The organism is Arthrobacter sp. B0316-1-20, from assembly GCF_059091865.1.
Genome location: NZ_JBNHHC010000011.1, coordinates 215,448 through 234,549, shown reverse-complemented (window position 1 = coordinate 234,549; position 19,102 = coordinate 215,448). Strand labels below are relative to the sequence as shown.

Genomic DNA, 19,102 nt, shown 5'->3' with positions numbered 1-19,102 from the left:
GTAGGCGCCAGCGGGAAACACTGCGCGCTTACCCAGCGCGGCCAGCACCGCTGTCGAACCACAATGGTTACTCGACTCGGAACCCAAAGCTAGCGGATCGTGTACCCGCCGTCGATGGTTAGCGTGTGGCCCGTAATCAAAGAAGCGGCGTCACTAAGCAGGAAAGCGACGGCTCCCGCGACATCTTTAGGTTCACCGAAGCGGCCCAAAGGGATTCTTGACAGCAGCTCGGCCGCCCAGTCCGGCCTGTTGAGCGTGGAGGCAGTCAATTCCGTGCGCACGAATGTTGGCGCGATGGCGTTGACACGGATCCCAGCAGGCGCCCATTCGAGTGCAAGAATCTTGGTGAGGTGGATGAGGGCCGCTTTGCTGGTGCCATAGGCGGCCCGTTCCTCGATTGCCACGATGCCGGCTTGAGATGCAACGTTGACAACGGCGCCGAGGTCTTCCCCGTCCACCCAGTGCTGCGCCATGGCTGTTGTCAGGATGAAGGTACCTTTCAGATTGGTATCGAGCACCTGGTCCCAGTCTTTTTCTGTGAGGGTCAGCGCTGGCTTGGGCACGTTTACTCCGGCATTGTTGACGAGGAGATCTATCCCTCCGCTCCGATCCATTATGGTGTCCACGAACTTGTGGATACTGTCGGCATCCGCGAGGTCTACTGGCAGGCTGGGAGTCCCGTAGCGTTCGCTGATTTGCTGGGAACTTGCCTCGTTTCTGCTGGTTCCGTAGACAGTCGCCCCGGACTCGGCAAGGCCATCAGCGATTGCCTTGCCGAGACCGCCTGCTGCTCCGGTGACCAGGGCTTTTTTTCCGTCAAGTCGGAAATTCGGCACCCGTTGCTCCTAGTTATTTGAAGGTGTGGCTGGACCATGGCAGGGAAGTGCCGCTGTACTTGGCTGCTCGAACGTCGCCCGAACGGGCGTGGCCTTCGAACCGTTCCACCCTAGATGCTCGGCCACATAGCTCACCCAAGAAAATACTCGATTCGGTGTTAGTGACCTCCTGGTAGGTAACAGTTCGCAAGTACTTTCCGACCCATAGTCCGCCGGTGTAACGTGCAGCACCGCGAGTGGGTAGGACGTGGTTGGTGCCGATGACCTTGTCCCCGTACGACACGCATGTACCTTCACCCAGGAACAACGCGCCATAATTGTGCATCTTCTCCAAGGCTTCGCGCGGGTTTTGTGTGAGGATCTGCACATGCTCGTAGGCGTACTCATCAGCGAGGACGTAGGCATCCTCGACAGTGTCGACGATATGGACGGCGCCCCAATCACGCCAGGCCGCGCTCGCATAGTCCCGCGTCGGCATGTCCACAAGGATTGTTTGGATGTGATCGATCACCTTTCGGCCGAGATCCTCGCTGGTAGTGATCAGGACCGCCGGGGAATCGGGTCCGTGCTCGGCCTGCGAGAGTATATCCACCGCCACGATGAATGGGTCTGCATGTTCGTCTGCCACGATGAGCACTTCAGTCGGACCGGCGAAAAGATCAATGCCGACCTCCCCGAAGAGCTGCCGTTTGGCCTCAGCAACGAAGGCATTACCGGGGCCGGCAAGCATGTTGACTGGCTTTATGGATTCCGTACCGATGGCCATTGCGGCGACAGCCTGGATACCGCCGAGGAGGTAGATCTCGTCGGCGCCTGCCAGATGCATCGCGGCGACAGTCGCGTCCGGAACTTCACCTTGGATCAATGGGGTGCAGGCTGCGACGCGTTCAACACCGGCTACTTTGGCCGTGATGATAGTCATGTGCGCGCTAGCTAGGAGCGGGTACTTTCCCCCGGGGATATAGGCGCCAGCTGCCTGGATGGGTTCGTTTTTCTGTCCGAGGTAAACCCCTGGCATTGTTTCAATTTCGAAGTCCGATAGTGATTCAAGCTGTTTCTGCGCCATGTGGCGGACTTGCTCCTGAACGAACTTGATGTCCTCAATCGTCTGTTTGGGGACACGAGCGACGATCTCCTCCAACTGTTGTTGGGAGAGCAGGAACGATTCAGGAGCGTGATTATCGAATTTCTGCGAGTATTCACGGACGGCTTCGTCTCCGCGGAGTCGAACGTCGGCGATGACCGATTCCACGGTGGCCCGAACTTCCGCTGTGCTCCCCCGGGAGGCGCTGTTCCGCGCCGGCGCCTTTAACATTGTGTGCTCCACGGTCGACTTTACTGCTGACATAGCTGTCATCCGATTACCTTTCCATCTTCCTTGGAGGGCGGTTTCCGGGACGCCCCTGCCCAAACATGTTTCCAGTGCGTTAGTGTATACGTATGCACATAGGACCGGCAAGGCACGTTGGACAAAACGTATACGTATGCACAACGTGCGCATAAGTATCGGCAAGATGGCTCCGAGGGCCTTACGGTGCATCAAAGGTCCACAGCACGTCTTTGCGGGAGGCCGAGTGCGGCAACCACACCGCTACCCAGCCAGATGGATCAACCTGCATAACGAGTGCGTACGGACCGCTTCGCCATTAGCTACTGTGGGGATGACGAACCCGAATCCATGTCCTGAATTCGTTGGAAAACCAAAAGGAGAGCGCTGAGAGATGGTCACAAGCCGTGATGTGGCAAAGCTCGCCGGAGTCTCGCAGGCCACGGTCTCACGTGTTGTGTCCTCTTCGACCAAGTTGACTCCCGCAACAAGGGCGCGGGTTCACGCGGCCATGGAAACATTGGGATACGTACCGCATGCCGGTGCTCAAGCTATGAAGACGCGTCGGACGCATGCTGTCGGGGTGGTAGTTGCCGATCTCGCAAACCCGTTCTATGTCGAAGTTCTCGACGAACTAAGCCGCGAACTCGACTCCGCAGGGTTCCGGCTTGTGATCTGGAACTCAGGAGGAGGCGGCCACCAAGATGCGCTCAAGGCTATCCGTGAACGTGCGGTCGACGGAGTCATCTTCACGACCGTTACAGAGGAATCTCCGGAACTGCAGGCAGCCATAGAAAAGAACAGTCCCATCGTTCTGATTAACCGCGTGGTCGACGGGCTTCATTGTGACAGAGTCACAAGTAGCAATCTTCAGGGTGGGGCCGCCGTCGCCGACTACCTAATCGAACATGGAAAAACCCGGGTCGCCTTCATTGGAGGTACGGATAAGGCCAGCACGTCTCGCGATCGTGCGCGCGGCTTCTTGGAAAGGATGGAACAGTTGGGCCACGCTGTCCCTGAGCGCTTCCGTTTCCATGGTGGCTTCTCCCACGATCTGAGCGCCCAGGTCATGGGCAAGCTCCTGTCCCGGGCAGACCGCCCCCAGGCGGTCTTCTGCGCAAACGACTACATGGCATTCGGTGCGCTCGATGCACTGTACGGACACAAGCTGGCAGCCCCCCAGGACTGTTGGGTCATAGGGTATGACGACGTCGACATGGCCGGCTGGGAATCCTTTAGCCTCACGACTGTCCGCCAACCCAGCCGCGAAATGGCACGGAAAGGCGTACAACTTCTTTTAGAACGCATCAACCAGCCAGACTTGCCCCCCCGGCCGATCAACTTTCCATGCGACCTGATCATAAGGCGTAGCACCGGGCTGGCCGCAGCACATCCCCAAGCCCTCCCGCACCCCTAGTGCAGACTCGCGCAATGCCCCACGCGCACGCCGTAAGCCCGCGGTCGTGTCAGCCCGTCGTCTCGTAGGCCAATCGCTCCGTAAGGGCCGGCGTTTGCGTCGGCCGCGGGCCACCTCCGCTCCTTGAACTGCCGGCTCAAGATCTGCTATAGGCGTTTTGGTACGAGCGTTCAGAGAAGTGCAGTTCACTCGAACGTGCCGTAACGGGTTCCGCCCGGCCGCATTCACCGCGGGGTGTTTGTGGTGTCGAATGGTTTTGTGAGAACAGCTGGTAGGAGCGGTGCGGCCCAGGATCGCACGAACGCCACGTCCTCCTCAATCTGTGCTACGAGTTCATCGGTTCCGTGGAATCTTCGCTGGGGTCGTATGCATGAGTGCAGCGTCACCAGAACCTTGCGACCGTACAAGTCACCGCTGTAGCCCAGAAGGTGGGCTTCCAGCAGCCGGCTCCCTCTGCGGTAATATGTCGGGCGCCGCCCCACCGAGACAGCGGCAGCATAGGTCTCGCCCAGCCCTTCCGGCCCAAGGCAGACAGTGCCCGCCCAGACACCGTCCCGGATTTCCTCGTTCGGCACGGAGATGTTGGCCGTGGGATAACCAAGCTCCCGGCCGCGGGCATCACCATGCTCAACTACGCCTACAAGCCGGACGGCGCCGCCGACTTGAGCCCCAACGACGGCGGCCGGCAGTAAGCGACTGGCGCCGGAAGAGGCGCTCACTTTGGTAATGGCTTTCATTGACTCACTCGCTGATCTAGCTGTTTTATATTGGTCCGTGGCTGTTGTGCCGGGACGGTAGCGGGGTAATGGCCGGTTGCGTCGAGCACTTCGTCCAGCCAGGTGACCCGATTAGTAAAGCGCTTTGCCTTGTGCGGGGCAGTCCACCGGTAAGAGTCGTGTTCCCAGTTGGTTCTCAACCGCCGGCGGGATGTCAGGGCGGTGAAAGTGTGAACAAGCCAAGGCTTTCCGGGGCCGCCGGCGACCACAAGGTCTGGCCCCTGTCGGAGATCCAAGAGGTCTTTGGCCTGTAGCCCCGTTTTCTCAAACAGCTCTTCAAGAGCCTGCTGTTCGGGCGTTGCCCCAGCTTCCACAAATCCGGTAATGCAATGCCAACGGCCGCTGTCATTGCCGACGCGGCCGCTCCTTCTGAACAGGGCAATCCGGCCCCGCCATTCAATGACGACAGCGATGACAATGTGATCCGGGGGGATGCCACATGCAGCGCCAGAGAGACCCCTGATGCCAGAGGATAGCTCGATCGTGCTCATCTTCCTGTCCTCCTAGACCCGGGCCGGTTCTGTGTGACGCGCTATCGCCTTTGGTCAGTTCTTAGTGACCGTTCCCATCAGGGATGCGATGGGTCGCAGGATCAACGGCCGGGCCGCCACCCACAGCACCACCATGAGCGCGACGGCCCCGGCGAAGAACCAGAAACCGACCCAACTGTCGTCGTTGCGCCCGGCGAACATGTGGTTAAGATTTCGCAGCGCACCTGTCGTGAACACGAGGGTCACGTGGCCGATGATGAACAGCACGAAGTAGAGCATCACCGGGAAGTGGATCGCCCGCGCGGCCTCGACGGGGTAGACCTTGTTGATCTTCGCGTCCTTGGACCACGCCTCCGACATGCGGATGCCTGTGATGATAGCCAGCGGCGCCGCGATGAAGACGGTCACGAAGTAGGCGATCATCTGCAGGCTGTTGTATGACACCCAGGCGTTCTCGTACGGCCAGTCGAGCGACGCATATTGCAGCGCCGCCGACAAAGCGTTGGGGATGTGCTCCCAAGACGCCGGCACCAACCGCTTCCACTGCCCTGTTGAGAACAGCAGGACGTAGAACACGAGCCCGAGAACGATCCACAGCGCATCAAGGCTCTGATGCAGCCACAGGTCCAGGCTCACCTTGGTGGGCTTTCCCTTGCTGCGGATAAGCCCCTTGTTGTTGCGGGTCCAGTAGGCGGGCGGGCGCCGCGTGGTGCGCATATGCCAACCGGATCGGATGATCATCAGCATCAGTAGCATGTTGAAGAAATGGCTCCACCGCAGCCAGGCCGGGAATCCCTCCGGCGCGCCGTCAGGCAGGTCGGTGTGGCCGGGATGATCGGCCACAAACGACTGCACGTCCGGAAGATTGCGGAGCCACTGCGCCCCCAAAACGACCGCAGCGAGCACAACCACGGCGACCGGGATCACCCACACGAGCGCAAACCAACGGCTGCGCTGGTGCACACCCTTCTTCTTCGTGTCGGTACTAGTCACTTCTGCCTATCCTTGATTCCCTCGACAATCTTCGGGACGACTTCGAAGAGATCCCCCACGATGCCGAAGTCGGCGATTTCGAAGATGGGCGAGTCCTCGTCCTTGTTGATAGCGACGATCGTCTTGGCGGTTTGCATCCCTGCACGATGCTGGATTGCACCCGAGATGCCCAGCGCGACGTAGAGCTGCGGCGAGACCGTGATGCCGGTCTGCCCCACCTGGTAGGAATGCGGCACATAGCCGGCATCCACCGCGGCACGCGAGGCACCGACTGCAGCGCCAAGCGAGTCGGCGAGGTCTTCGACGATTGAGAAGTTCTCCTTCGAACCGACCCCGCGGCCACCCGAGACGACAGTGGCCGCCCCCCGCAGTTCGGGACGGGTCGAGACGATAGTCTCGTCGTTAACGGCAGTGATCACGGCGAACTTCGACGTATCGACTTCGACGGGGACGGTAGTGGCCTCGGCGGATGCTGCAGGCGCGGCATCCTCGATCGCGCCGAGCCTGATCGTTGCGATCGCCAGACCCCCCTCGACCGTAGATTCGGTGTTGTAGGCACCACCGAACACGGAATGGGAGGCGACGACGCGATCGCCGTCCGCGCGCACTCTGACGGCGTCGATCAGCAGCGCCCCGCCGGTGCGCACCGCCAAGCGGCCGGCGACCTCTGCCCCGTCCGGTGTGTTCGAGGCCAGCACCGCGGTCGGCGAGTACTCCGCGACCGCAGTCTGCAGCGCGGCAACCTGCGCCGCCGCGACCCTCGTGGCCGCGGCATCCGATTCGGCGATATGCACGCGCGCGGCGCCCAACTCGCCCAGACGCGAGGACACTGCAGCACCCTGCCCGGGCGCGACCGCGACGACCGCAACCGGGGTGCCCAGGGAAGCTGCAGCACCGATCAGCGTCTCAGACGACGGACGGATCTCACCGGTAGGCGAGACCTCGATAAAAGCGAGGATGTTCGACATCGTTGTGTTCTCCAATCTCTCAGCGGCTCAGAGCAGGCGCTCTGCGGCAAGGAATTCGATGAGCTTGTCGGCCGCATCGCCCTCGTCATGGACCTTCACTCCCGCCCCGCGAACTGGGCGCTCCGCCGTGGAGAGCACGACCGATCGCGCCAGCCCGGGGAAGGATGGGTCGATCCCGAGTTCAGACAGCGAGACCACATCGATGGGCTTGCGCTTGGCCGACATGATTCCCTTGAACCCGGGAAAGCGCGCCTCATCAGCGCTCTCGGTGATCGACACGATCGCCGGCAGCTCCGCGCGCACTTCACGCGTACCCGACTCGGTCACCTGCCCCCCCCTCACGTCGGGGCCGACCTGCAGATCATGAACCGAAGCCAGGTGCGGCAGGCCCAAGTGCTCCGCCACCATCGCCGGAATAACACCACCACGGCCATCGGTCGAAGCGTCCCCGGCCACGACCAGATCCACACCCCCGACCCGCTCCACCGCCCGCGCGATCACCAGGGCGGAACGCACCGCATCTGCACCCGCCAACCCGTCATCGAGAACATGCACGCCCGAATCCGCCCCCATCGATAGCGCCTTCCGCAACGACGCCCCCACCGATGCAGGACCCATGGACAGCACCACGACCTCGGTCGTCTTGTCGGCGTCCTTGCGCTGCAGGGCAACCTCGATCGCACGCTCGCTGATCTCGTCGATGATCGCGTCGCTCCCCTCACGATCGACGCGACCGTCGGGCAGCAGCATCCGCTCCCCGTAGGTATCGGGCACCTGCTTGATCAGAACGATGATTCTCACTGGTCACTCCTTCGATACATCGAAATTCCGGATCGCGATTGAGAGCCCTGACAGGCGACCCGAACGGGATCCCACATTAATGAGTTCGACTATGCGACCTCGGAAAGGCCGGCGGCGCCCATGCCGCCGCCGACACACATGGTGACGACCACCAGCTTCGCGCTACGACGCCTGCGCTCGATCAGAGCGTGGCCGACCGCTGCAGGGCAACACCCAAGACGACGTCCTCGACCTCAGTGCCACCGATACCGGCGCGGCGCAGTGCGTGCGAGATCGCGTGGCCGGCAAACGACTGCCCCTCCGTATTGTTGAACGCGCCACGGTAAGGGCGGCCGGCCGCCGTACGAGCGGTCGAGACGGTCACAGCTTCTCTCATGGGTTTGCTCCATTGGTCGGTCTTTATTGTATGGTACACGTATTATTTGTGCGGACGTAGACCCTACGACAACTTTCGCAAGCAGAGTCTAACGCCAGCATTTCGAGCCATGGTGGGCTAAGCGGCATCCGCCGGCTGGGCGGACGGAACACACCACGTCCACAGTCCCGTCGAAGAATAATCCAGTGCTTATGGCTGCGACCGGGGCCGGGCTACTTCGACCGCGTCGAACCAGATCGGCCGGTACGAGAGGTCCCGGGACGTCAACCAGTCGTATGCCGCTTTCCTAGAGCATTACCCGCGCGCTACGCCCCATCCGGTCCGCCAGCCCGCAAGACATGGGTCACGTCGAAGCCGGTATGAAGGTCGTGACGAACTGGATCATCCACTTTCTTACCGACCGGCGCTTCGCGACGCTGGACGAGTTGAACGAAGCCGTCGCGGTTCAGGTGGAGATGATCAACAATCGGACGCCGTTCCGAGGCTAGGCCTGGTCCCGCCGGGCCAGGTTGAGGAGGCCGAACTCTCCGAATTGATCGGCTTGCCGAAGCTGCGGTGGCAGGAGGTGGACTGGAGGAAAGCACTCCCGGGCTGGCAAGTCCGGTCGATACGGTCAACTATTTCGTGCTCAGCGCGGCACGCGGCGCCGCGGCTTTGTCACCGACCCGGCGGCCCCGCGCCGGACGGATACGAGGACACGGCATTCTTGTGGACACCGGCCTACTTCCTGATGCTGGCGGCGAAAGTCGGCCCATACACGGTCGAGGCGCCGACCCGGCTGCTGGACCGGATGAAGATTGAGGCCCAGGGTACCGCTCGTGAATGAAATTCGGGAGTACACCTAGGCAAGGGCAACAACCGCAGCCTGTTGCAGCAAATCTGACACGCCGTCTGCACGCAGGACAAGCAGCGGCCGGTGAGCTATACGGCGATCAAACACCGCACTGCGCGCGGCCCGGTGCCGGGCGTCCTGCTGCCGACCGCGCCATGGGCTGGATCGAGGGCACCAGTCACCCGGACGCTAGGCAACCGCGATACCAGCCGCGCGCATCTGAGTTTATATCATATATGTGTGTCATGATACAACGATATGGCGGTCCGAGCCCAAGGAGGCATGGTGCAGACTTGCAGGGAGCGGCCGAGCCACTTGGCCGCGGAGCGTCCTTGCCCCATGGGCCAAGGCACCGCGTGCCGCAGCTTCACGTTGTCCTGCCAGAAGTAGTCAGAAAGCGAGGAAGGGTGGCTATGGGAGCGGAATCATCGGTGGGCGATGTCGCCGAGTTGAACCAGAATCAGCGCGTGATTGATGAGGCGCTCGGGTCGATCATTCGTTGGTCCCTTTATAAGTTCCACGCCCGATTGGTGGAGACCTCGGGTCTTTCGATAGATCGATCCACGATCTCGATACTCTCTCGCCTGTCGGCATCAGGAGCGCTCCGGATTTCCGATCTGGCCGACCTTCTCGGACTCGACAGATCCACCCTCAGCCGGCAGGTTGCGGCAGCGGTCGCAGCTGGCTACGTCAGCAGAGTATCCGATGAATCGGACTCGCGCGCATTTCTTGTGTCCATGACAGAGGAGGGAGAAGTAGTCCACCGCGCAGTGCATCAAGCCAGGACTCGCCTTATGGTGGACCTAACTGAGCAGATGACCGCGTCGCAAGTGGCTCGCGTCTCGGGCGCGCTCCCGATATTGGCGCGTGGACTCGATAATTTGGCGGCACCCGGGCAGTCCGGGGCCGTAGACAGAGAGACCTGATGACCTATAGGGCGTGAACGCCATCCACGGGATCGGGGTCTCGGCCGCCGCTAAGACCGGTACGACGGACGGTCCAAAGATACATGGTGTTCTGTCTGCACCTGGCGGAAATTGGGTGTTACTGCTAAGCGGCTTTAGATCTGCAGGCTATGAGAGGTCCATCGTCCTTAAGTATTCGATCGTGGGTATGAGGGCATCGGCAGTGCTCATACGAGATCAACGACTGCCGACAAGCCCAGTCGTCCGCAGCGTTCGGGTGACCCCTCCAGCCCTTTGCCGTCCTGCCACCTCCTGGAACGGGCCAACGCGTTCTTCGCCTCCTGCGGCATCACCGTCAAACGCGTGCTCACCGGCAACGGCGCCTGCTACCGTTCCCTGCCCTTCGCCGCAGCCCTGTGACCGGACATCAAGCAGCGCCGGACCCGACCCTACAGGCACCAGACCAACGGCAAGGTCGAACGCTTCAACGGCACCCTGCTCGAGGAATGGGCCTACGCCAAACCGTACCGGTCTCGAAGCTCGGTCTTCCTGAAATGGGGGACCCTCGATTGCAGGATCGGGCGTCCCCGGTCCCCCACTATCTAGAGGACCCCGGTTCCTAGGAGGTGACGGTACTGCCCCTTGAAAAAGAGCAACGGGTCGCGATCGTGCCACTCGGGGGTGCTCATCTCGTTGACTCTGCCTACCACGATGTAGTGATCGCCGGCCTCGTACTCCGCGTGCAGGTCACAGTCGAGCCACATCAACGTGTCTGCGATGATGGGATTGCGATTCCGGGTCGGACTCCAGGTTATGCCCGCCCATTTGTCCGTACCCTTGCGCGCGAACTGGTTTGAAATGTCCTGCTGCATGTGAGACAGGACATTCACCGAGAATTTACCGGTTTCGCGGATTCGTGGGTAGGTAGTCGAGTTCAACATGACGCTGAACGACACGAGCGGTGGTTCCATCGAGACGCTGTAGAAAGACTGGCAGGTGAAGCCTATTGGTTCCTGTCCGTCATGCCCCGCGATGATTGTAATGCCCGAGGCGTAGTGCCCCAGCGTGTTACGAAGGGCTCGCTGGTCGATGCTGTCGCCCACAACATATTCTTTGGTGTCTTGCGCAGATTTCATGGTGTTTTTCCTTTCGTGGTGGGTCTACACGTCGGTGAGTTGATGGGTGCCCTCCCGCATGGCCGAGGCAATTCTGGCGAGTCTTGAGAGATTCGCCGAGTACTCGTCTGCGGCAACTTGAACGACTTCTTCAAGGCGATCTATTTGGCCAGTGACGAAGTAGAAACCACGACCGGGAACCGCCGCCCCTAGCTCCACCAAAAGCGGCGCAAAATTGACCGTTGGGCCCAGGGAGTGCGACAGATCTGCTCCTGTTAGAACAGGAAGGGCTGTCACACCCGAGAGTCCGTTCGCTGGGTATCGGTCGAGAAAGGCCTTAAGGAGACCGGTGTAGGTGGCCTTGTAAGTGGGCGAGGCAAAGACGGCCACATCACTTGCTGCGACCTGCGCGTTCAGGACATTCATCCGCTCGCTCGGCCACTTGAATATCTCATGGGCGTGATCCGCGAGGTCGATTACGTTCACCTCGTGTGCGGCGGTTCCGAAAATCTTCTCAACTAGGGTCTCAGCAACCTTGAGAGTGCGTGATTTGGGTTTCGGATTTCCGACAACGATCGAAACCTTGAGCGTCATCATTTCTCACTATCTGTGTTGACAGGAAATGAGACTACGCGGTGGGTACAGCGAAGAAGCTAGGGAGTAAACCGGGAGCCAGACGCGTGTAAACACCGATGTGTCTCACACCACCGAGATTTTGTGGCCCGGTGTGTCCGCAACGGCTTACGTTGCGTCCTTCTTTGGATGTTTGCTGTGACCAGACCCCCCTGCTGTGCCGAGAGTCACAGTCACGAGAGCGAGAATAGCACAACGACAAGCAAAGTGAACAACCAATTTCTCCAGCGGTGGCAATGTTTTCGTCGAGCTTTGGCCGAGGCAAACCCTCCAAGAACAGGCATTGACTTGTGAAGCGCGTCACCACTAGGGTCAAATTGGACGCACACTATGAGAGTTCGCGACGAGGCGGGCTACCGGCAATATTAGCGAACGCTCGTTGAGCTGCGGGGCACCAGCGGCATCGAGGAAGACTTCTCGGGACATTGAGACGGTGCAGGAATTCGTCCGCTACCCGGAATGGGGCGTGCTTGCTAGAAAATCTGACAGTTGATGCCGGTGGATCTTCACCGTTCCGGCGCACTCTGGTTGCAAAGGGCAGCCGCAATAGAAAGGAAAGCTTGGACATGGAAAGCGCAATTTCCGCAAGCTCTACCGAGGGCGAGGACATGAACGAAACCGCACGGCACGTCGAGTCGGACAGACTGCAACTGCTTCTCGATGAGCATGAGATCCGGCAGTGCCTCCATCGCCTTGCACGTGCGATTGACCGGCACGACGTCGAGCTTGCTCGGGCCCAATTCCATCCCGGTGCTCGAGATGACCATGCATTCTACATTGGTGCGGCGGAGGACTTCATCACATGGTCCAACGCCTTCCACGGTCCCAGGTTTGCGTCGCACACCCATCACTTGACGACGATGAACATCGAGGTCGAGGGTAACGAGGCACATGTCGAGACGTACATCATCACAGTTTCGACTGCGAAAGAGACGTACGAGACCTCCTTAGGCGGAGGTCGTTACGTCGACCGTTTGGAGCGCCGGGACGGCCGGTGGGCGATTGTTGATCGAGTGCTAATCAACGAGTGGTGGGACCAGCCTGATGTCTTCCGACAAGTACTCTCGCTCGCCAATCCGTCCCGTACCGACCGCACAGATTTGTCGTACGTTCGGCCGCTACACGTCACGCGAGATGACCGCAACCTAAGCGTCTCGTCCTAGGAAGCTGCTGAACAAAGTGCTTCTGTAACTTGGGGAGTTTAAGGCGCGCCTGCTGGATTTGCGTGCCGGGTGGTTAAGACTGGTTTTATGCAGGGACGTGAGCAGGGGCAGCGGAAGCTGTTAAACGTGGAAGCGCTGGCCGGGGAACTGTTGGCCCCGGGCAGTGTTTTCGCTTTTCTGGCCGAACACCGGAACCGGTTGTTTCCGGATTCGATGATGGAGGATTTGTTCCCCTCGAAGCGGGGCCGGCCCTCGGTGCCGGCACCGGTGATCGGTTCGGTGCTGGTCCTGCAGGCACTTGAAGGGCTCTCGGACCGGGACACCGCCGAGGCATTGACGTATGACCTGCGGTGGAAAGCAGCCTGCGGGTATGCCCTGACGGACACGGCGTTCCATCCGACCACGCTCATGTACTGGCGTAAACGCCTGGCCGCCAGCAGCCGCCCGCACCGGATCATGGAGGCCATTGCTGAAGTTGTTGCCGAGACCGGGGTGCTGAAGGGCAAACGCCGCAGGGCACTGGATTCAACGGTGCTCGATGACGCGGTCGCCCGGCAGGACACGATCACCCAGCTCATTGCCGCGGTGCGCCGCTTCGGACGCGACGTCCCCCACGGATGGGACCTGATTCAGGCTCACGCGGGCGGGTATGACTACACGCGTGCCGGGAAACCGGACATCGTCTGGGACGACGCCGAGGCGAAGGAAACTCTGGTATCGGTACTGGTTAACGACGCGCTGGCGCTGCTGGCAGCCATCGCGCCCGAAGGCCTGGACGGTAAAGCCGCCGATGCGTATGCCTTGCTTGCGCTGGTTGCCGGGCAGGACGTGGAACCGGCCGAGGGCTCGGACGGCACGGACGGGCGGTGGCGGATCGCCCGGAACGTCGCCAAGGACCGGATGATTTCGACCGTGGACCCGCAGGCCAGGCACGCTCATAAGAGCCGGTCGGACCAGCGCGACGGTTACAAGGCCCATATCGTCGCCGAGCCTCAGGCAGGGATCGTGACGGCTGCCGCCGTGACGAAGGCTGCCGGGCCCGGTTCCTCCGATGCCGAAGCCGGAGCGCTTCTGCTGGCCGCGGACCCGTTCGTCGCGGCAGGACAGGCGGTGGAGGCCCTCGCCGACTCGGCCTACGGGACCGCGGAGATGCTCCGCGCCCTCGCCGCTGCAGGCCACCGTGCCCTGATCAAACCCAAGCCGCTGCCGGCCGCCGTGGACGGCGGCTACACGATCGATGACTTCGCTTTCGACCCGGACGCCGGAACCCTGACGTACCCGGCGGCGGCGAGCCTGTTGTTCTTCACCCGTCTGGCCAGGACCGTGCGGGACTTGCCGCTGGCACGGGACACCGGGGCTGCCCCGGCATAGGCCTTAAGCGAGCCCGCGGTAGCAAAGCGGGTGCGGTCATCACCGATCTCGGCCAGGATCGGTGCCCCGGCGATCGGTCTGAGGCCGGGGAAGCTGGTGACGATTCCTGCATCCGGGTGCGTGCCAAAGAGTTCTTCGACGGCCAGGGTCAGGGCGTCGAGACCGGCGCAGGCGGCGTCGAGCTGGCCAAGCAGTGCGGTGAGCCAATTCGGCCGGGGTGTCGTAGCGGTGGTATCCGACGGTCTGGCGGACGATGTGCCAGTTCTTCTGTTCCACGTGCGCCCCGTCGTTCTTGTTTCCGGAACGGAACCCGGTGAACGTCAGTTCCTACTGTTCGAACCAGCGGAAAAGCTCCCAGTTGATGAACTCGGTACCGTTGTCCGAGTCGATCCTCAGGATCGGGAACGGGAACTTCGCGGCGGTGGCCTTGAGCGCGGCGAAGACCCACTTCTGGGCCTTGTTCTTCACCGAAACGGTCTCGGTCCAGCCGGTCGCGATGTCAGTAATGTCCAAGGTGAAACAGAATTCGCCATGGGAGTTGCCGCCTTCGTGGCCCACCAGATCGATCTCCACGAAACCCGGCTTCGCATCGTTCCAGTCGGCCCAGGTCCGCATCGGGATCGAGTCCTTCAGCAGCGTCCCGGGCTTGGTATGGGAACGTCCCCGCGGCTGGAGTTTCGCCCGGTCCGCCTTCAGCCGGCGGTCGATCGTTGCGGGGGCGATCTTCAGTAACAGAGCCTCCGTCTCATCGTCGATCTGCAATTCCTCGAACCGGCGCAACCGCGGAACCAGATCCGGCAGTGCCGCCGCGAGCAGCCGTCCGCACGGCTTGCCCTGAACCGCCCAGCAAAACCGCAGCGCCTCGGTCACCGGCTCGCCGTAAAGCGGCGGCCGGGCTGGCCGGGACTTGACCGGTCTCAGGACCAGGGCCTGCCGTAAGGCCTTGCGCGCATGATCCCGGTGCCACCCGGTCAACGCGCACAACTCGTCAAGAATGGTCTGCTTTACCGCCCGGTCAGCCCGGGCATACCGAAGGGCAGTGGTTTTCGTGACGGCTCGGCGTTCGCTCATCGACAGCTCCATGACTCACCGTGCCGGGCCAGCGGATACCGACCCGGCTGACGCGCCGCGGGCATTCCCAAATGATTCTCCGATAGCAGCTACGCGGGCGTCTTTGATGAGTCAACGCGGGGACTATCTTTTTCGAGGGCTCCAGGCCATGGTAACGGGAAGTCCTCATCTGGCTCCCTCACATCCCATAGGTAACGGGGGGGGCGAGCGGCCTGTGTTGATGGCGGTGCCAGGTCAGCGGCGGATTACCCGTCCGGTGGCTCGGTCCAACCAGGCCAGCTCCGCCAGCCCGTAGCGGGAGAGCACCCGGTGCACGGTGGAGGGGTGGATGCCGAGCAGGTAGCCGATCCTGGCCGGGCCCCAGCGCCGGTTGACCCGCAGCGCGATGATCCGGCAACAAGACCGGCATCGCGGCAAACCAGTGTCTCGGCTACGCATACCTGCACAACGCGGTGGACGACCGTCCTCGGCTGGCCTGCACCGAAATCCTGGCCGACGAGAAGAAGGGCGCCGCCGCTGGCTTCTGGGAACGGGCCAACGCGTTCTTCGCTCCTGCGGCATCACCGTCAAACGCGTGCTCACCGACAACGGCGCCTGCTACCGTTCCCTGCCCTTCGCCGCAGCCCTGGGACCGCACATCAAGCAGCGCCGGACCCGACCCTACAGGCCCCAGACCAATGGCAAGGTCAGCTACAACCGCACCCTGCTCGAGGAATGTGCCTACGCAAACCGTACCGGTCAGAAGCTGAACGCCTCTCCGCCTTCCCAACCTGGCTGCACGACTACAATCATCACGGCGGACACACCTCGCTCAACGGTCAGCCACCGGAGCCGCGTACTTCTGAGGACAAGACACCTAGAACTGAACCGTGGCAGTCGGCCTGCTCATATGCTTCGATTCGAGGTGATGGCTCGCGCGTCAGAACCAGCGATGGCCGACTGTCTCCTTGCCCAATGCCTCCGCCATGGATTTGATCTGGCGAATCATCAAGCCAATGTCGGAACCGATCGAGACCATTCCGAATCCTTGGTCGCGGCGCGTTATGGCCTCTTCCGTGTGGCGAGCCACGATTCCGGAGGTTATGCCGCGACTCTTAGCACGCGCGAGGATATCGAGATTTATCTCGGCAACACCGGGTCCTTCCCATTCACCGACCGCACCTCGACTCGCCGACATGTCACCCGGCCCGAGGAAGATGGCTTCGATGCCTTCCACGTCGAGAATCGAATCGAGGTTGTCATAGGCGCGCTGAGTCTCAATCATTGGGACGAACATCAGGTCATCGTTCGCCGTACTTATGTACTCCGCGAGGCCGAGCCCCCATTTGCCGCTACGTTCGCCCCCAAGACCTCGGCGGCCGCGCGGCGGGTAGTAGAAGTGCTCGTATGCGTGGCGGACCTCAGCCTCCGTATCTACGAGCGGCAGGATGATCCCGTGTGCGCCGAGATCGAGCGCTCGCTTGATCGGCTCAAGATCCTGACTGGGCGGCCTGACAAACACGGACAGGTCTGTACCGCGCGCTGCTGCCAGGTGCCCGGCAATGTCACGGTAGTCGAGGTAGCCATGTTCCAGATCGATACAGACCCAGTCCAAGCCCAGCATTCCGACGACCTCAGTCACAGCGGGCGACTCAGAGGTCACCCAAAGACCATAGGCAGTCTCGTTGCTGCGAAATTTCTCACGCAACTTTGCATTCATTGACACTATTTTTGACCTTTCGGGGCTATCCAGTGTTGTTCAGCGAGGAGAGAAAGCCGTATGTTCCTCGGCCAACGTGATCGGCATCGAGTTGATGGGAGAGAACGACGTCGGGTACATGATCTTGTTTTCCCAACGAACTATCATGGGCCTCACAACTTCAATGCACGCTTGCCACTGCGAGTCCCTTGCCAACGCTGCTCGCAAGGCGCGTCTTTCCTCGAGGTCGTTGAAGGCCCAGAAGTGGTTTACCTGATTCTGCGTGCCGAACTCAGTAACGAAGTACCCGACGAATCCCTTGAGAATCCGTTTCTGCGCGGGCAACCCGAGCCGTTCGTAGTTGTCCAGAAATTCACTAATGGGAATCCCCGGAGAGATATCGTAAGTGCGTTGCTCCATCAACATGGACGGCGCCTCTCTTTCGTACTTGCCACATACTTGTACTATACAAGTACATACACTCCTTCGGTAGAAACCAACCGGCTGAGGTCTGAACTCCCAGTTCGTGTCAACCTCCAGCAGCATATTGACCACACGCTATGATTGCTGGCGTAACGTTAAGCGCCGCCGCGACTAAACCTAAGACTGTGCCTGACAAAGATGTCGTTTAACAGATATTCAGAGGATCTAAATGTCGAACATCAAACACATCACTGTGGAAGCAAACGGGGTCCGATTCCACGTTGCCACCGCGGGCGAAGGCCCCCCTCTGTACCTGGTGCATGGCTGGCCCCAGACATCCCATGCATGGCAGGGAGTTATCCCCGCACTCGCTCAGAACTACACCGTCGTAGCCCCTGACATTCGAGGCTTCGGTTACACGTCACGGCCAGACACGGGTTACGACTGCAACACGATCGCTGACGATCTAGCCGCCATTGCACAGCAGATGGGCCACACGGAAATTTCGCTAGTGGGTCACGACTGGGGCGCTGTCGGCTCCTACGCATGCGCCGCCCGTCACCGCGACTTGGTGCTCAATCTCACGATCCTCGACATGGTCATGCCAGGCATGGGATTAACGGACCCACTCATGGTCCCGCAACCCGAGGGCCGCTTCTTTTGGCACATGGGATTCAACTCATTGCCGCATATTCCCGAAATGCTGATCCGCGGACACGAGCGGGAGTTTCTATCGCTGTTCTTTACCAACTTCGCATACAACCCCACTGCCGTGACGGCGGAAGACATCGACTTCTATGTGGAAACGATCAAACTGCCAGGAGCGCTGCGTGCCGGCCTTGAGTACTACAAGGCCTTCTTCCAGAGCGGCGAGCAGGTCAGAGAACTCGCTGTGAACAAACTCAAAATTCCCGTCCTCGCCCTCGGCGGGGCGGCCTCGTGCGGCGAATTGACGCTGCAGAGCATGCAGCAGGTCGCGACTGACGTTCGAGGAGGGTTGGTGGATGAGTGCGGCCATTGGGTCGCAGAGGAACGGCCCGCCTACCTCATTGAACAACTTGAGGCCTTTCTCCCCTGCCGCAACCAGACTGCCGTGGCTTAACCCACTGCATGAGCCTTCTCGAACCTCTCAACCAGCTTTCTGACCTCCTGGCGGTCCTCCCGACGAGGGACGGCTTCGAGGCCGCAGCGATGCCGGCTCACGGAAATCGCATCTACGGGGGCCATACACTCGCGCATTCATTACTCGCAGCGGTGAAATCCGTCGACCCTGATCGGTTGCCGGATTCGCTCCACGCGATATTCGTACTCCCGGGAGATTCCCGTAAGAATGTGTCCTACACGCCGCGGATCCTTAAGCGCGGCCGCAACATCGACGTCGTCGCAGTAGAGGCAACACAGAGCGGCCGGGTAATCGCAACCTCGACTGTGACGTTCCAGAATTTCGAACCCAGTCCGACGTATCACGCTCTCAAGCCCGAAGTCCCTGCGCCTCACTTGCTCAGCCACGATCAGGCCGTCGCTTCCTCGCGCGGCCGAGCCGTTCGAGAACCATTCGAACTGAAAACGGTACCGGCGAGGGCTTCTGATCCTCACGTGGATACCTGGATCCGATGGCGAGGCTTACCCTCCTCTGTTTTATCCCGCGCGTCTAGGTCTGCCATTCTTGCCTTCGGCCTAGATTTCCTGATCACCCGCCCAGCGCGCGTCCCTCTTGGAGCAGCAGGAGCCACAACGACTGGAGCCTCTCTCGACCACGCAATGTGGTTCCACCGAGACATCCCGATCGACCAGTGGCTGCTCGTGAGTTCGCGATGCCTCTCCCTGACTAATTCTCGGGCGTTGTGCATCTCATCGGTCTTCACAGAAGACGGTGTCTTGGTCTCCAGCGCCACACAAGAGATTCTTCTCCGACCATCAGCCTAA

20 protein-coding genes and 4 pseudogenes are annotated in these 19,102 nt (G+C 60.9%); 9 read left to right on the top strand and 15 right to left on the bottom strand.

The window, feature by feature from the left end; translation table 11 throughout:
- Nucleotides 1-89: 89 nt before the first annotated feature.
- Nucleotides 90-836, bottom strand: a complete 747-nt coding sequence (locus AC5RW2_RS19705; RefSeq protein WP_493963706.1) for an SDR family NAD(P)-dependent oxidoreductase — start codon at nt 834-836, stop codon at nt 90-92.
- A 13-nt stretch (nt 837-849) separates the two neighbouring features.
- Nucleotides 850-2,193: a histidinol dehydrogenase gene (gene hisD / locus AC5RW2_RS19700; RefSeq protein WP_493963705.1), complete on the bottom strand. Its 1,344-nt coding sequence runs from the start codon at nt 2,191-2,193 to the stop codon at nt 850-852.
- 364 nt (nt 2,194-2,557) lie between these two features.
- Here hisD and AC5RW2_RS19695 point away from each other — a divergent pair, with 364 nt between their 5' ends.
- Complete coding sequence (locus AC5RW2_RS19695; RefSeq protein WP_493963704.1) at nt 2,558-3,580, top strand: LacI family DNA-binding transcriptional regulator; 1,023 nt, start codon at nt 2,558-2,560, stop codon at nt 3,578-3,580.
- 224 nt (nt 3,581-3,804) lie between these two features.
- Here AC5RW2_RS19695 and AC5RW2_RS19690 read toward each other — a convergent pair whose 3' ends face one another.
- The 6 genes from AC5RW2_RS19690 to AC5RW2_RS19665 all read right to left on the bottom strand — a co-directional run bounded on the left by AC5RW2_RS19690 (nt 3,805) and on the right by AC5RW2_RS19665 (nt 7,985).
- Entirely contained in the window at nt 3,805-4,317 is a 513-nt protein-coding gene (locus AC5RW2_RS19690; RefSeq protein ID WP_493963703.1) for a riboflavin kinase, read from the bottom strand.
- Nucleotides 4,314-4,847, bottom strand: coding sequence for an NUDIX domain-containing protein (locus AC5RW2_RS19685; RefSeq protein WP_493963702.1), 534 nt, complete (start codon nt 4,845-4,847; stop codon nt 4,314-4,316). The genes AC5RW2_RS19690 and AC5RW2_RS19685 overlap by 4 nt, the downstream gene beginning before the upstream one ends.
- 54 nt (nt 4,848-4,901) lie before the next feature.
- Complete coding sequence (locus AC5RW2_RS19680) at nt 4,902-5,840, bottom strand: cytochrome b/b6 domain-containing protein (protein ID WP_493963701.1); 939 nt, start codon at nt 5,838-5,840, stop codon at nt 4,902-4,904.
- Nucleotides 5,837-6,808 (bottom strand): electron transfer flavoprotein subunit alpha/FixB family protein, encoded by a 972-nt coding sequence (locus tag AC5RW2_RS19675; RefSeq protein ID WP_493963812.1) that lies wholly within the window; start codon nt 6,806-6,808, stop codon nt 5,837-5,839. The genes AC5RW2_RS19680 and AC5RW2_RS19675 overlap by 4 nt, the downstream gene beginning before the upstream one ends.
- A gap of 27 nt (nt 6,809-6,835) precedes the next feature.
- Nucleotides 6,836-7,609 carry an electron transfer flavoprotein subunit beta/FixA family protein gene (locus AC5RW2_RS19670; protein ID WP_493963700.1) on the bottom strand — a complete coding sequence of 258 codons (774 nt, stop codon included), beginning with the start codon at nt 7,607-7,609 and terminating at the stop codon, nt 6,836-6,838.
- A 181-nt stretch (nt 7,610-7,790) separates the two neighbouring features.
- Nucleotides 7,791-7,985: a thiolase family protein gene (locus AC5RW2_RS19665; protein WP_493963699.1), complete on the bottom strand. Its 195-nt coding sequence runs from the start codon at nt 7,983-7,985 to the stop codon at nt 7,791-7,793.
- Nucleotides 7,986-8,323: 338 nt separating this feature from the next.
- On the opposite strand from AC5RW2_RS19665, the gene AC5RW2_RS19660 reads away from it, so the two are divergent.
- The 3 genes and pseudogenes from AC5RW2_RS19660 to AC5RW2_RS19650 all read left to right on the top strand — a co-directional run.
- A complete protein-coding gene (locus tag AC5RW2_RS19660; RefSeq protein WP_493963698.1) occupies nt 8,324-8,473 on the top strand; it encodes a hypothetical protein in 150 nt (49 codons plus the stop codon).
- Nucleotides 8,474-8,807: 334 nt separating this feature from the next.
- Nucleotides 8,808-9,743, top strand: coding sequence for a MarR family winged helix-turn-helix transcriptional regulator (locus tag AC5RW2_RS19655; protein ID WP_493963697.1), 936 nt, complete (start codon nt 8,808-8,810; stop codon nt 9,741-9,743).
- Nucleotides 9,744-10,040: 297 nt separating this feature from the next.
- A pseudogene (locus AC5RW2_RS19650) lies at nt 10,041-10,280 on the top strand (integrase core domain-containing protein); the annotation flags it as partial.
- Nucleotides 10,281-10,324: 44 nt separating this feature from the next.
- Here the strand turns inward: AC5RW2_RS19650 and AC5RW2_RS19645 are convergent.
- The gene (locus AC5RW2_RS19645; RefSeq protein ID WP_493963696.1) at nt 10,325-10,858 is read right to left on the bottom strand and encodes a flavin reductase family protein; all 534 of its coding nucleotides are present in this window, start codon (nt 10,856-10,858) and stop codon (nt 10,325-10,327) included.
- 24 nt (nt 10,859-10,882) lie between these two features.
- Nucleotides 10,883-11,434: an NADPH-dependent FMN reductase gene (locus AC5RW2_RS19640; protein WP_493963695.1), complete on the bottom strand. Its 552-nt coding sequence runs from the start codon at nt 11,432-11,434 to the stop codon at nt 10,883-10,885.
- A 602-nt stretch (nt 11,435-12,036) separates the two neighbouring features.
- On the opposite strand from AC5RW2_RS19640, the gene AC5RW2_RS19635 reads away from it, so the two are divergent.
- Complete coding sequence (locus AC5RW2_RS19635) at nt 12,037-12,633, top strand: nuclear transport factor 2 family protein (protein WP_493963694.1); 597 nt, start codon at nt 12,037-12,039, stop codon at nt 12,631-12,633.
- Between the two features lie 87 nt (nt 12,634-12,720).
- Nucleotides 12,721-13,914, top strand: a pseudogene (locus AC5RW2_RS19630) (transposase); the annotation flags it as partial.
- Here AC5RW2_RS19630 and AC5RW2_RS19625 read toward each other — a convergent pair.
- The 3 genes and pseudogenes from AC5RW2_RS19625 to AC5RW2_RS19615 all read right to left on the bottom strand — a co-directional run.
- Nucleotides 13,860-14,051: a transposase gene (locus tag AC5RW2_RS19625; RefSeq protein WP_493963811.1), complete on the bottom strand. Its 192-nt coding sequence runs from the start codon at nt 14,049-14,051 to the stop codon at nt 13,860-13,862. The pseudogene AC5RW2_RS19630 and the gene AC5RW2_RS19625 overlap by 55 nt on opposite strands.
- A 280-nt stretch (nt 14,052-14,331) precedes the next feature.
- Nucleotides 14,332-15,075: an integrase catalytic domain-containing protein gene (locus AC5RW2_RS19620; RefSeq protein ID WP_493963693.1), complete on the bottom strand. Its 744-nt coding sequence runs from the start codon at nt 15,073-15,075 to the stop codon at nt 14,332-14,334.
- Between the two features lie 237 nt (nt 15,076-15,312).
- Nucleotides 15,313-15,468 (bottom strand): annotated as a pseudogene (locus AC5RW2_RS19615) (IS481 family transposase); the annotation flags it as partial.
- Between the two features lie 35 nt (nt 15,469-15,503).
- Here AC5RW2_RS19615 and AC5RW2_RS19610 point away from each other — a divergent pair.
- A pseudogene (locus AC5RW2_RS19610) lies at nt 15,504-15,912 on the top strand (integrase core domain-containing protein); the annotation flags it as partial.
- 82 nt (nt 15,913-15,994) lie between these two features.
- On the opposite strand, the gene AC5RW2_RS19605 reads toward AC5RW2_RS19610, so the two are convergent.
- Entirely contained in the window at nt 15,995-16,774 is a 780-nt protein-coding gene (locus AC5RW2_RS19605) for an HpcH/HpaI aldolase family protein (protein WP_493963692.1), read from the bottom strand.
- A 39-nt stretch (nt 16,775-16,813) separates the two neighbouring features.
- The gene (locus tag AC5RW2_RS19600; RefSeq protein ID WP_493963691.1) at nt 16,814-17,179 is read right to left on the bottom strand and encodes an NIPSNAP family protein; all 366 of its coding nucleotides are present in this window, start codon (nt 17,177-17,179) and stop codon (nt 16,814-16,816) included.
- A gap of 226 nt (nt 17,180-17,405) precedes the next feature.
- Here AC5RW2_RS19600 and AC5RW2_RS19595 point away from each other — a divergent pair, with 226 nt between their 5' ends.
- Both AC5RW2_RS19595 and AC5RW2_RS19590 read left to right on the top strand, forming a co-directional pair.
- Nucleotides 17,406-18,278, top strand: a complete 873-nt coding sequence (locus AC5RW2_RS19595; protein ID WP_493963690.1) for an alpha/beta fold hydrolase — start codon at nt 17,406-17,408, stop codon at nt 18,276-18,278.
- 8 nt (nt 18,279-18,286) lie between these two features.
- A complete protein-coding gene (locus AC5RW2_RS19590; RefSeq protein ID WP_493963689.1) occupies nt 18,287-19,102 on the top strand; it encodes an acyl-CoA thioesterase in 816 nt (271 codons plus the stop codon).